Genomic DNA, 13382 nt, shown 5'->3' with positions numbered 1-13382 from the left:
AGCAGGCGTTATTAACGGCGGTAAGGCCGAATATCTTAATCGCTTTTTCTCGCTATCGGATCAATAGCGAGATCAGGGCAGCATGGCTGACCGCGCTGTCATGACTCGCGGATCCGTTGCTGAAAGGCGGCCAGTTCAGCGGCAAAGTCGCTGGCCAGGCGGCGCGTCAACTGGCGGGCATCGCGTGACAGCGGTACCTCATCTTCTGTTGCCGGTGGCGGTGCGACATGTGACGTCATGTCCGGCAGCACCTTGATGTTGAGCATCACCCGCCGGGCCGGGATGTGATACCAGGGCTCGCCCTTGGTCAGGGTGCTGGGCTGGCAGTCGATCAGCACGGGGGTGATCTCGCTTGGCGTGCGCAGCGCGATGTTGGCGGCGCCGCGGCGGAATTTCAGCGCCCGCCCGGGCACGCTGCGGGTGCCCTCCGGAAACAGGATCAGGGCATTGCCCTTGGCAAGGCTCGCGCGTGCGGCATCCAGCACGCCTTGTGGCTCGTTGTTGGTGATATAGCCGGCGGCGCGGATCGGGCCGCGAGTGAAGGGGTTGCGCGCCAGCCGCCCCTTGACCACGCAGTCGGCGTGGGGAATCAGCGCGAGCAGGAAGACCACGTCGATCAGCGTCGGGTGATTGGCCAGCACCAGCAGACCCGGGCGTTGCAGGCGCTCGCAGTCGTGCAGGCGATAGTCGAGCACGCCCAGACCGCGCATCAGGCCCACGAAGCCGCGCATGCAGTGATGGATGATGCTGCGCGCAAGCTTCTGTCGCTTGTCGGGGCGGCGGACCACCAGTGTCAGCAGTGGCCACATTCCGCCCACCAGCAAGCCGCCCAGCCCGAAGGTCAGGAAGCTGATGGCCGTGGCGATGCCACGCCACAGGCGTCCGAGGGGTGACGACAGCATGCGTGGCATCAGTCTGCTGGCGGCGTCGGTGAGGCGGCGTGAGCGCGGCTCAGCTGCCAGTGATGGCGACGACAGGCGAGCGTCTCGGCCCCGGCCTGCTCGAGCCAGGCGATGACCTCAAGCGGCGTCGGGGCGCTGTCCGTCATTGACTCGCTTGGCGTGGCGCTCAGTGTCCATGCGCTGTCATCGTCACTGCGGCGGCTCAGGCGCATGGCGACGGCGCTGGCGCACGTCGGGTAGTCACCGTGGTGCAGGAAGGCCTCTGGCGCGGCGATATCGGAAAACAGCACGATGACGTCCTCGCGCTCGCTCAGATAGCCGAGCGCCTCGCTCATCAGCGCCTCGAATTCATCCCCGCAGGCGGCGAGGGCTTCCAGCGGCTGATGGGACTTGCCGGTGATCGAGTACATGCCCAGCACGGCGTTGTGCACCGAGAGCGAGAAGCGCGCCGGTGACAGGGCTTCGTCGGACTGGGTGGCGGCATCCAGCAGGGCGAGAATCTTGCCGGTATCGCCATGGCGCGAGGCATGGATGATGGGCAGGTCGGCGTCAGGGTCGAGCGCGAACAATAGCTTGCAGCAGGCCTGGCCGACCGGGCTGAGTCGACGACGCTGCATGGCCGGGACTTGCTCGGCACGCGGGGAAGGGGTGATATCTACGCGGCTGTCGTGGGCGGTGCGGGACGCACTCGCCTGCCAGGCTCGCCAGTCAGTCAGACGCATGAGGTTCTTGTCCGTGAACGCATCGTTGCCATTTTGGGGCCTCAGTGTACCGCACAGGGGCTGGGCAGCCCAACCGGACTCAGGCGTGTTGGCACTGAGCAGGCGGCGTGGCTCTGCGTGTCGTTGGCAGGATAGCAGCTTGCAGGGTGGCACAAGGCGCCTGACGTGAGGTGTCGGGGCGTGATGTCCTGCGGCGAGTCACCGCTGTGGCGGCGCTGGACAGCGGCGGAAGAGGGTGTAGGGTATCGCCGCACCGAGACTGGCGCCCGGGGCGTCATGGGGTAAAACGCTGAGGACGCACAATGATGACGGTCATCAACAGGTCGGTGGCATGAAGGCTGGCTCGCCGAAACGGCGGCGCAGGCGGGCGCGCGCAGGGCAGGCGACCCGAGCGCACTCGCAGGCGCTGGTTCGCCTTCTCTCGCTCTCGGAGTGGTTGCCGGTCATCCGGGTGCTCGGCCTGCTGCTGTGCGTGGTGGCCTTGATGATGCTGGCGCCCTTGCTGGTGTTGCTCGGCGAAGCGGATGCGGATGCCAGCGCCTTTCTGATCTCGCTGGGCATCACGCTCGGTTCGGCGGCCATCATGCTGACGGTATCGCGCAAGGTGGAGCTGCAGCTCAAGCCGCGCGCGATGTTCGTGCTGACGACACTGAGCTGGGTGCTGGTGTCGGCCTACTCGAGCCTGCCGTTGATCTTCGGTGCCACCCACCTGGGCGTGACCGATGCCGTGTTCGAATCGGTGTCGGCGATCACCACCACCGGCTCGACCGTGCTGTCAGACATCGAAGGGCTCTCGGATGGCCTCAAGCTGTGGCGCGGCCTGATGCAGTGGGTCGGCGGCATCGGCATCATCGTGATGGCGATCGCGATCCTGCCGTTTCTGAAGGTCGGCGGCATGCGCCTGTTTCAGACCGAATCCTCGGACTGGTCAGACAAGGTGCTGCCGCGTGCCGGTGGCGTGGCCAAGGCCATCGGGCTGGTCTACGTCGGGCTGACGTTGCTGGCCATCGTCTGTTACTGGCTGGGCGGCATGCACTGGTTGGATGCGCTGGTACATGGCATGACGTCGCTGGCCACCGGTGGTTTCGCCAATTACGACAGCTCGATGGGCGTCTATTCCGACCGGCCCTATCTGCTGTGGATGGCCTCGGCTTTCATGTTGCTGGGGGCGCTGCCCTTCGTGCTGTTCATCCGTGCCTGGCAGGATCAGGCCGGTGTCCTGTGGCGTGATGCCCAGGTGCGCGGCTTCCTGCGCCTGCTGGGCTGGGTGATCGCCTTGCTGACGCTGTATCGCGTCGTCAATGGCGAGGCCATCTTCACGGCACTGACCCAGGTGACCTTCAATGTCATCTCGGTGGTGACCACCACCGGCTACGCCAGCGATGACTACAGTGCCTGGGGGCCCTTCGCGGTGGTGGCCTTCTTCTACCTGACCTTCGTCGGTGGCTGCAGCGGCTCGACCAGTGGCGGCATGAAGATCTTCCGCCTGCAGATCGGGCTGATCATGCTCGGCAACCATCTGCGCTCGCTGATCCATGCCAATGGCGTCTTCTCGCAGCGTTACAATGGCCGTGCGCTGCCCGATGAGGTGGTGCGCGCCGTGATCGCCTTCTCGTTCTTCTTCTTCATCACCATCGGTGGCCTGGCGCTGGCGCTGTCATTCATCGGGCTGGATCTGATCACCGCGGTGACCGGCGCCGCCACGGCCGTCACCAACGTCGGCCCGGGGCTGGGCGAGATCATCGGCCCGGCGGGCAACTTCTCGAGCCTGCCGGACAGCGCCAAGTGGTTGCTGTGCATCGGCATGCTGATGGGGCGTCTCGAGATATTGACCGTGCTGGTGTTGTTCTCGCCCAGCTTCTGGCGCAAGTAATACTGTCCAGTCCTACCCAACGAAAACGCCACCGTCGATTGACGGTGGCGTTTTCGTGGCTTTGGTCGTGCCAAGCGCAGGGGCGATATGGCTTGCGCCGTCTTACTGCGCGACCTTCTCGCCGTCCGTCGCCTCGGCGGCATCGAGCTTCTCATCGAGATCGATGGAGAGTCCTTCGCGATTGAGGGTCGGGTTGGCGTATTGCACCAGCCACCAGTCCTTGAGCTCTGCGGGTACCTCTGCGAGGCGGTTCTCGAAGGTGGCGCGGTCGGCACCGCTGATCGCCGAGACATCCAGCGCCGAGGCCAGGCGCGGCTCCTCACGCAGCTGCGGACGGCTGGCGGCCAGCTTCTCGAGTGCCAGCTGATGGCTCGGGTAGAGGGTGTAGTGCTGGAGCACCTGGCGATCGACCTCGGCCACCACGTCCTCGGGGGTCGCGAAGTCGCCCTTGAGCGGCTCGCCGAACACCAGCTTGACGCGCCCCTTGTGGCCGCTGATGCCCGCCGCGATGGACTGGATGTCCTCGTACTGCACCTTCTCGTAACGCCCTTCATTGGCGACGGCCGCCAGCTCACGCGCCTTCTGCAGATCACAGGGGTCGAACTCATAGCTGATCGACACCGGCACGATGTTGAGCTCGCTGATCGCCTCGCTGAACGGACGCGTCTTGTCGGCGGTGCGCGCCGCCATGGTCAGCATCTTGATGATGGCGCTCTCGGTGCCGTCACGGCCATCCTTGGCGCGCCCTTCACGCTGGGCCAGCCAGATCGAGTGCTGATCATGGATCAGCGAGTGGCGGATATAGCCCGACAGTGACTGATAGGCAGCCAGCATCGCCCGCTTGCCTTTGGCGGAGCGCGGCACGATGAAGCTCTTGTTGAGGCGCATCAGGTCGGTGACGAAGGGCTTCTGCAACAGGTTGTCGCCGATGGCGATGCGCACCGTGTCGCGCCCGTGGCGATAGAGCGCGTAGTTGACGAAGGCCGGGTCCAGCGAGATATCGCGATGGTTGGACAGGAACAGATACGGCGTGTCGTCCGACAGGCGTTCCAGTCCCACCGTCTCGAAGCTGGTGATGGTGGTGTGGATCATGCGCGCCATGTAGCTGGCGATGCGGCTCTGGAAGCTGGCCACATCGGTGACGCCACGCATCTCGCGCTTGATGGCCAGGCGCGCGATCTGACGCGCCAGCCACGGGAAGCGCTGGGTCAGGCCCGGCAGGCGGAAACGCGTCAGGGTGTCGAGCAGCTCGCGGTCCTGCTCCAGGCGTACCAGCACCTCCGCTACCTCGTCGTCGTGGTAGGGGCGAATATCGGCGAACGGGTCCTGTTCGCTGGTCGTGGCAGGCTTGGGTGTTGCAGTGTCAGTCATCGACGCACGTCATCCGGGTTTGTCATTCTGAGAAAAGAGAAAGTCGGCAGCGGCCCCAAGGCTCAGCTGGCGGGCTGGGCTTCACCACCCAGCCAGGCGGTCATCTGCTCGATCACGCCGGACAGCACCTGGGCCATCAACGCGAAGTCGGTCTCCAGCCGCAGGATGGGGTCTTCGCCATCATCCTGGGCGTTGGCTTCATCGACCACGGCATCGGCGAACTTGAGGCTCTTGAGCGCCATGTCCTCACCGAGCACCAGCGCGACGCGGCCATCGACTTCCAGCGCCAGCTTGCTGACCACACGGCCCAGATTCAGCGCCGTCTGGATTTCCTCGCCGTCGAGATCGAACTGGCGCGCACGCAGTACGCCATCTTCGCCGCCCGGCGCCTTGAGTTCGACCTGATCACCGACGATCAGGTCTTCCGGGCGCGAGCTGGCATCCTTGAGCCAGGTGGTCATCACCTGGGAGGGCGGCTGGGCGACGGCCAGCGGGGTGACCTTGAGCGTGCCGAGCGTCTGGCGCAGCAGGTCCAGCACTTCCTCAGCGCGCTTGGCATTCGAGGCGTTGACGGCGATCAGGCCGCGACGGCTGTCCCACCACAGGTCGGTGCGCGAGGAGCGCGTGAAGGCGCGCGGCAGCAGCTCCTCGTAGATCTGCTCCTTGAGGGTCAGCTTCTCGCGGCGACGCAGCGGACGGCCTTCGGCGGTCTCGCGCTCGGCCACGCGCTCCTCGAGCTCTTCCTTGACCACGGCGGAGGGCAGTACGCGCTCCTGGCGCAGGGCGCTGATCAGGAAATGGCCCTGAATCTCGTGCACCAGCAGGTCGCTGTTGCGACCGCCCGGTGCGACCCAGCCGATACGCTTGGCTTCGACGCCGGTGACCGGGCGGAAGACATGCTCCGGCAGGGCGTCGGCGAGACGACCCTCTTCCAGCGGTGCGCTATCGTGCAGGCGATACAGTTGCAGGTTCTTGAACCACATGCGACCAGTCCTTGAGTCCGGTGAACGGGGGCTGCCCGTCTGAATGGCGCATATTATGGCGAAACTCATGCGGCGGGTCATCCGCCGTGGACGTGACCCTGCGTCACACTGCGGTTGCCGACCATCTCGCGTGAGCGCAAGGACATACTGTGTGCACGCTGTGGCGCTAGTCTTGAGTCGACCTGGCGGTGCGCGGTCTGGCGGTTTGCGGTATCGCCCGACAGATATCGACCAGCAGGCAAAGACCAGTAGATATCGATCAGCAGGCATCGACCTGTAGGCATAGACCATCAGACTTGAGACGCGGAGGGCGGCAGAGTGATCGACGACGTTGTTGTGAGGACTGCTGTGGGGACTGCTGTGGGGACTGTTGTGAAGAGCAGAGCTTCGGGCGTGAGCGCGTTGAAACGGACACGGCCACTGACGCTGGCGGCGCTGACCCTGCTGCTGTTCGGCTGCAGCGGGGAGCATGACGCCCACGACAAGGCGGCCAGCGCGGCCGAGACCAGTACAACGGTCACGAAAGAGGACGTCTCTGACGGCGAATCTGCCCCGGCGGCGCTCGGGCTGGAGCCTGAGAGGTTTGCCGAGGGCGCGATCGTCGGCGAGGTCGAGACCGTCGACTGCACCCTGAGCGGCGGCACGCAGACGACCTGCTATCAGTTCCGTGTGGCCGGTGCGCCCGCGGACCCGCAAACTTCGCCGGAGGGGCCTTTCTGCCCGCCCAATATCCATTCCGGTGAGGAGGAAGGCGGCACCTGGATGGATGGCGAGGGCACTCTCTATCAGGTGGACGGCGAGTTCATCAAGAATCTGGCCACTCTCTACAAGGACAAGGAGTGGCAGATGTACGACGTCAACACGGGCGAGATCACCGTGATCGACGGCGCGCGTGGCTGCGAGGTGGCGGGGAACCCGAACCCCATCGAGGGCTTCGACAACTTCTGTCTCGAGTGTCCGCTTGAGGAACTGGGCGGTGGCATCGAGAAGACTGTCGTGATTCCCAAGGTGCCGGTACCGGCCGCCGAGCAGACCTCGCTTGCCGGCCGCTCCAACACCGGCGTGGCGCTCAATGGTGTGCTGTTCGGCCCGCCGGCACCGCTGGAGCTGATCCTGAGCTCTCACACCCTGGGGGTGCTCGATGATTGTGGCGCGCATGCCAATCCGCATGAGGGCTATCACTATCACACCGCCACTGGCTGCTCCGAGATCGGCATTCAGGAAGATGGTCACTCACCGATGATCGGCTATGCGCTGGATGGCTATGCCATCTACGCCAGAGAGGACAAGGACGGCAATGTTCCCGCTGACCTGGATGAGTGTGGCGGCGAGACGGACCCGGTGCGTGGCTATCACTATCACGCCTTGGCGCCGGGGGTTAACCAGATCTTCGGCTGCTTCATGGGCGAGAAGGGGCACTTCCTCGACGAGGAGGGAGGAGAGAGGCCACCGCAGGGTCCGCCCGGCGAGTAGCCGCCTTGCCGGGATGGCGAGCAGGGCCGGTGCCGTCATTCAGCCAAGCGTTTGTTTTTCTGTCCGTCACCGGCATAAGATCAGCTGACGATGGCCACACGGCGCGATCGTTTCACGGACGGGAGGCAGGGATGCAACACGACAGCAATCCACCGCAGGCAGCGGACGGCAGTCACACAGACGTCGGCACTCACGCAGACGTCGGCACTCACACAGACGTCGGCACTCACGCAGGCGTCGTCAGTCGCACGACCCTGACGGTGCGTGGCTACCATCTGGATGGCTATGGGCACGTCAACAATGCCCGCTATCTGGAGTTCTATGAGGAAGGGCGCTGGGAGTTCATGCTCGCGCATCTCGATCTGGCCGCGCTCAAGCGCGAAGGCATCGCGATGGTGGCGGTCAACCTCAACCTGGATTGGCACTATCCCGCCACCGTGCATGATGAGCTGGTCATCACCACGCGGCTGGCCGAGCTCGGGCGCCGCAAGATGATCATGCGTCAGGAGATCCATCTGGGCGAGCGGCGCATGGGCGAGGTGCATCCGCGTTCCGGGGCGCTGGTCTCCAGGGCGGACTTCACCTTCGTGCTGATGAATACCGACACCGGTCGCGCCATGCCGCTGGACGGCGAGATCGGCGCGCTGCTGGGCGCGTTGGTCAGTGAAGAAACGGCCTGATCGCCCTCAGCGGCGAGGCATGAGCCAGCAGGCCGCGCATATTGACGGCCGTACTACCGTACTGAGGTGTCCTTGCGGCGTCGTGTGAGCTGCTAGGCGCGCTCGCAAGTGATATAATGCCGCCACTTCGGTGCCGCGGAGCTGGCACCCCGTGTCTGCTTCACGCCACTGCCGCGCTGCAGTACCGACGGAGCATGCGTCGTTGCTGCAGTGGCGCCAACAGTTGAGTTCAAGGATTTGACGAATCATGGGTGAGATCGCCAGAGAGATACTGCCAGTCAACATCGAGGACGAGCTCAAGCAGTCGTATCTCGATTACGCGATGAGCGTCATCATCGGGCGTGCCTTGCCGGATGTTCGCGATGGCCTCAAACCGGTTCACCGTCGCGTACTGTTCGCGATGCACGAGCTGAACAATGACTGGAACAAGGCCTACAAGAAATCTGCCCGTGTCGTCGGCGATGTGATCGGTAAATACCACCCGCACGGTGACAGTGCGGTCTACGACACCATCGTCCGCATGGCCCAGCACTTCTCCATGCGTTATGTGCTGGTGGATGGTCAGGGCAACTTCGGTTCCATCGATGGCGACAGCGCCGCGGCGATGCGTTACACCGAGGTGCGCATGGCGCGCCTGGCGCACGAGCTGCTGGCCGACCTCGAGAAGGACACCGTCGATTGGGTCGACAACTATGACGGCACCGAGCGCATTCCTGCCGTGCTGCCGACCAAGACCCCGAACCTGCTGGTCAATGGGTCCTCCGGTATCGCCGTGGGCATGGCCACCAACATCCCGCCCCACAACATGGGCGAGGTCATCGACGGCTGTCTGGCGCTGATCGACAACGGCGATCTGACCATCGATGAGCTGATGGAATTCATTCCGGGGCCGGACTTCCCGACCGCCGGTATCATCAACGGCCGTGCCGGCATCCTCGATGCCTACCGCACCGGTCGTGGTCGTATCTACGTGCGTGCCGTGCATACCATCGAGCACAACGACAAGAACGGCCGTGATCACATTATCATCACCGAGCTTCCCTACCAGGTGAACAAGGCGCGTCTGATCGAGAAGATCGCCGAACTGGTCAAGGACAAGAAGATCGAGGGCATCGCCGAGCTGCGTGACGAGTCCGACAAGGACGGTCTGCGCGTGGTCATCGAGACCAAGCGTGGCGAGTCCGGTGAAGTGGTCGTCAACAACCTCTTCTCCCAGACCCAGCTCGAGACCGTGTTCGGCATCAACATGGTCGCGCTGCACGAAGGTCAGCCGAAGATCCTGAACCTCAAGCAGATTCTGGAATCCTTCGTGCGTCACCGTCGTGAAGTCGTCACCCGTCGTACCCTGTTCGAGCTCAAGAAGGCGCGTGAACGTGGCCACATTCTTGAAGGTCTGGCGGTGGCGATCTCGAACATCGATGAGGTGATCGAGCTGATCAAGGGCTCGCCGAGCGCGGCGGAAGCCAAGGAAAAGCTGATCGGTCGTGAATGGCAGCCGGGTCAAGTGGTCGAGATGCTCGAGCGCGCCGGTGCCACGTCCTGCCGTCCGGAAGACCTGCCGGAAGGTCTGGGGCTATCTGAAGACGCCAAGCACTACCGTCTGTCGCCGGCCCAGGCTCAGGCCATCCTCGAGCTGCGTCTGCATCGCCTGACCGGTCTCGAGACCGAGAAACTGCTGGCCGAGTACTCCTCCATCCTCGAGCGTATCGCCGAGCTGATGGAGATCCTGTCCTCTGCCGACCGTCTGATGGAAGTCATCCGCGAAGAGCTGCGCGAAGTGCGCGCCCAGTACGCCGATGAGCGCCGCACCGAGATCGTGACCAGCCGTCGTGACCTGACCATCGAAGACCTCATCAACGAGGAAGACATGGTGGTGACGGTCTCGCGCAGCGGCTATGCCAAGACCCAGCCGCTGTCTGACTACCAGGCCCAGAAGCGCGGTGGCCGCGGCAAGTCCGCCACCTCGATGAAGGATGAGGATGTCATCGAGCACCTGCTGGTCGCCTCGACCCACGACACCGTGCTGCTGTTCTCCAACAAGGGCAAGGTGTACTGGCTCAAGGTCTACGAGATGCCGCAGGCGTCACGTGGCTCGCGCGGCAAGCCGCTGGTCAACCTGATTCCGCTGGACGACGGCGAGTGGGTCACCACCATCCTGCCGGTGCGCGATTACGCTGCCGACAGCTACATCTTCTTCGCCACCGCCAACGGCACGGTCAAGCGCACCGCGCTGAGCCAGTTCTCGCGTCCGCGCAGTGTCGGCCTGATCGCACTGGACATCGAGGAAGGTGACCGTCTGATCGGCGCCGACATCACGTCCGGTTCCGACCACGTCATGCTGGTGTCCTCCAACGGCAAGGCGATCCGCTTCGAAGAGCAGAACGTGCGCGTGATGGGCCGTACCGCCCGTGGTGTGCGCGGCATGCGCCTGCTCGACGATGCACAGGTCATCAGCCTGATCATTCCGCGCACCACCGCGATCGATGACAACGAGATCGAGGTCGATGAGGCCGCGGACGCGACGGCGGAAGGTGTCGAGAGCGCTGATGTGGCAGCCACCGATGGTGCGACGGAAGACAGCGTCGCCAGCGGTGAAGTGCCGCAGTGCTACATCCTGACCGCGTCCGCCAATGGCTTCGGCAAGCGCACGCGTCTGGAAGAGTTCCCGCTGCGTGGCCGTGGTGGCCAGGGCGTGATCGCGATGCAGACCAGTGAGCGCAACGGTGATCTGGTCAGCGCGGTGCAGGTCAGCGACAACGACGAACTGATGCTGATCACCGACCGCGGCACTCTGGTGCGTACCCGCGTCGCCGAGGTGTCCACCACCTCGCGCAACACCCAGGGCGTGACCTTGATCCGCACCGCGGAAGAGGAGCGTCTGGTGACGACGGTGCGTGTCGACGAGCCGGAAGAGGTCGTCGTGGTAAAGGATGAGCTGGATGAAGAGGCGCTGAGCACCGACGAACAGGTGCAGGCGGGAGATGACGCCGAGTCGACGGATACCCCGCCGACAGGCGCGGAATAAGACGCTGGATTGCGACCGCCTTCGGGGCGGTCGCTTCACTTTCGGGAAATAAGACGACATGACACGCAAGTTCAACTTCTGCGCCGGTCCTGCTGCACTGCCGACCGCTGTCCTGGAGCGCGCCCGCGCCGAGATGCTGGATTATCAGGGCCGCGGACTGTCCGTCATGGAGATGAGTCATCGCTCCGACGAATTCGTGGCCATCGCCGAGAAGGCCGAGGCGGACCTGCGCGAACTGCTCGAGATTCCGTCCAACTATCGCGTGTTGTTCATGCAGGGGGGCGCCTCGACCCAGTTTGCGGGTGTGCCGCTGAACCTGCTGGGCGCGGGTGGCAGTGCCAACTATCTGTATACCGGTATCTGGGGCAAGAAGGCGATCAAGGAAGCCGAGCATCTGGCGGTGGGCAGCCACGTGGCAGCCTCCAGCGAGAGCAATGGCCTGATCGCCGTGCCGCGCCAGAGCGCGATCCAGCTCTCGGGCGATGTGGGCTATCTGCACTACACCGCCAACGAGACCATCGGCGGCCTCGAGTTCGACTATATCCCCGAGGTGGCAGCGGATGGCGTGCCGCTGGTGTGTGACATGTCGTCTTCCATCCTGTCTGGCCCGCTGGATGTCAGCCGTTTCGGCGTCATCTATGCCGGCGCCCAGAAGAACATCGGTCCGGCGGGGCTGACGCTGGTCATCGTGCGTGAAGATCTGCTCGATCGCGCCCGCAAGGACTGCCCGACCATGCTGAACTGGAAGACGGCCGCCGAGGCCAATTCCATGTTCAATACGCCGCCGACCTATGCCTGGTATCTCTCCGGGCTGGTATTCGAGTGGCTCAAGGATGAAGTCGGTGGTCTCGCCGCCATGAACGCGATCAATGATCGCAAGGCGCAGGCACTCTACGCGGCCATCGATGGCAGCGACTTCTATTCCAACCCGATCGTCGCCGAGAACCGCTCACGCATGAACGTGCCGTTCGTGCTGGCCGATGAGCGTCTCGACAAGACCTTCCTCGCCGAGTCCGAAGCGGCGGGTCTGTTGAATCTGGCCGGTCACCGCAGCGTCGGTGGCATGCGTGCCAGCCTCTACAATGCCGTGCCGGAAGCTGCCGTCACTGCGCTGGTGGACTTCATGGGCGACTTCGCGCGCCGTCACGGCTAAGGGAGGAGGTGAGATGTCGGATTCCAAGGAGAGCCCTGCGTCGCAGGCGGCGGGCAAGGCGGTGACGCTGGACGACCTGCGTCAGCGCATCGACGCCATCGACAATGAGCTGCTGAACCTGATCAGCGAGCGCGCGGGCTGCGCGCAGCAGGTTGCCGAGGTCAAGCTGGCAGCCGGTGACGTGGGCGAGGACGGCCAGGTGCAGTTCTACCGTCCGGAGCGCGAAGCCCAGGTGTTGCGCCGTATCATGGCCAACAACCCCGGCCCGCTGAAAGGCGAGGAGATGGCGCGTCTGTTCCGCGAGATCATGTCCGCCTGTCTGGCGCTGGAACAGCCGATCCGCCTGGCCTATCTCGGTCCGGAAGGCACCTTCACCCAGCAGGCCGCGCTCAAGCACTTCGGTGACAGCGCGGTGACCAAGCCGATGGCGGCCATCGACGAGGTGTTCCGCGAAGTCGAGGCCGGCGCGGTGCAGTATGGTGTGGTGCCGGTGGAGAACTCCACCGAGGGCGTCATCAACCACACGCTGGATTCGTTCATGGGCTCGCAGCTCAAGATCTCCGGCGAAGTGGTGCTGCGCATTCATCATCACCTGCTGGTGGGCCCGAATACGCGTCGCGAGAAGATCTCGCGCATCTATTCCCACGCCCAGTCGCTGGCCCAGTGCCGCAAGTGGCTGGATGCCCACTTCCCGCACGCCGAGCGCATCGCGGTGTCCTCGAATGCCGAGGCCGCGCGTCAGGTGCGCACCGAGTGGCACAGTGCGGCGATTGCCGGTGACATGGCGGCCAAGCTCTATGAGCTGGAGAAGGTCGAGGAGAAGATCGAGGACAGCCCCGACAACTCCACGCGCTTCCTGATCATCGGTGACAGCTCGGTGCCGGCGTCCGGCGATGACAAGACCTCCATCGTGGTGGCGATGCGCAACCAGCCGGGGGCACTGCACGACCTGCTGGCGCCGTTCCACCGTCACCAGATCGATCTGACCCGCGTCGAGACGCGCCCTTCACGTTCCGGTGCCTGGAACTATGTCTTCTTCATCGACTTCCGTGGCCACCGCGATGACCCGCTCATCACGACGACGCTGGAAGAGCTGCGTCAGTGCGCGGCGGACGTCAAGGTGCTTGGGTCCTACCCGGTCGGTGTGCTGTGAGCGAGGTTGACCACACTCGCCATGCTGCGTCGTCAGACCTGCTGTCC

Annotated in this window: 10 protein-coding genes; 6 read left to right on the top strand and 4 right to left on the bottom strand. The window is 64.3% G+C overall.

The genetic code is table 11. The annotated features are described in order from the left end of the window. Positions 1–98 precede the first annotated feature (98 nt). Together FLM52_13365 and FLM52_13360 are read right to left on the bottom strand one after the other, a co-directional pair. On the bottom strand, positions 99–902 hold the full coding sequence (locus FLM52_13365; protein ID NVN56765.1) for a 1-acyl-sn-glycerol-3-phosphate acyltransferase: 804 nt from the start codon (positions 900–902) through the stop codon (positions 99–101). 8 nt (positions 903–910) lie between these two features. Continuing rightward, positions 911–1624: a beta-ketoacyl synthase chain length factor gene (locus tag FLM52_13360; protein NVN56764.1), complete on the bottom strand. Its 714-nt coding sequence runs from the start codon at positions 1622–1624 to the stop codon at positions 911–913. Positions 1625–1955: 331 nt separating this feature from the next. On the opposite strand from FLM52_13360, the gene FLM52_13355 reads away from it, so the two are divergent. Then, a complete protein-coding gene (locus tag FLM52_13355) occupies positions 1956–3497 on the top strand; it encodes a TrkH family potassium uptake protein (GenBank protein ID NVN56763.1) in 1542 nt (513 codons plus the stop codon). 102 nt (positions 3498–3599) lie between these two features. Here the strand turns inward: FLM52_13355 and FLM52_13350 are convergent, their stop codons facing one another. Together FLM52_13350 and FLM52_13345 are read right to left on the bottom strand one after the other, a co-directional pair. Then, positions 3600–4868 carry a glycerol acyltransferase gene (locus FLM52_13350; protein NVN56762.1) on the bottom strand — a complete coding sequence of 423 codons (1269 nt, stop codon included), beginning with the start codon at positions 4866–4868 and terminating at the stop codon, positions 3600–3602. A 62-nt stretch (positions 4869–4930) separates the two neighbouring features. Next, the gene (locus FLM52_13345) at positions 4931–5851 is read right to left on the bottom strand and encodes a recombination-associated protein RdgC (GenBank protein NVN56761.1); all 921 of its coding nucleotides are present in this window, start codon (positions 5849–5851) and stop codon (positions 4931–4933) included. Positions 5852–6244: 393 nt separating this feature from the next. Between FLM52_13345 and FLM52_13340 the strand changes: the two genes are divergently transcribed. The 5 genes from FLM52_13340 to pheA all read left to right on the top strand — a co-directional run bounded on the left by FLM52_13340 (position 6245) and on the right by pheA (position 13335). Beyond that, positions 6245–7324 (top strand): YHYH protein, encoded by a 1080-nt coding sequence (locus FLM52_13340; protein NVN56760.1) that lies wholly within the window; start codon positions 6245–6247, stop codon positions 7322–7324. 131 nt (positions 7325–7455) lie between these two features. Next, positions 7456–8004, top strand: a complete 549-nt coding sequence (locus FLM52_13335; GenBank protein NVN56759.1) for an acyl-CoA thioesterase — start codon at positions 7456–7458, stop codon at positions 8002–8004. Between the two features lie 247 nt (positions 8005–8251). Continuing rightward, entirely contained in the window at positions 8252–11029 is a 2778-nt protein-coding gene (gene gyrA / locus FLM52_13330) for a DNA gyrase subunit A (GenBank protein NVN56758.1), read from the top strand. A gap of 58 nt (positions 11030–11087) precedes the next feature. Next, positions 11088–12182, top strand: a complete 1095-nt coding sequence (serC, locus tag FLM52_13325; protein NVN56757.1) for a 3-phosphoserine/phosphohydroxythreonine transaminase — start codon at positions 11088–11090, stop codon at positions 12180–12182. Positions 12183–12195: 13 nt separating this feature from the next. After that, a complete protein-coding gene (gene pheA, locus FLM52_13320) occupies positions 12196–13335 on the top strand; it encodes a prephenate dehydratase (protein NVN56756.1) in 1140 nt (379 codons plus the stop codon). Positions 13336–13382: the final 47 nt, after the last annotated feature.

Source organism: bacterium Scap17 (assembly GCA_013376735.1).
Lineage (GTDB): Bacteria > Pseudomonadota > Gammaproteobacteria > Pseudomonadales > Halomonadaceae > Cobetia.
The sequence above is the reverse complement of the archived record's forward strand: the minus strand, read 5'-3'. Positions and strand labels throughout refer to the sequence as shown.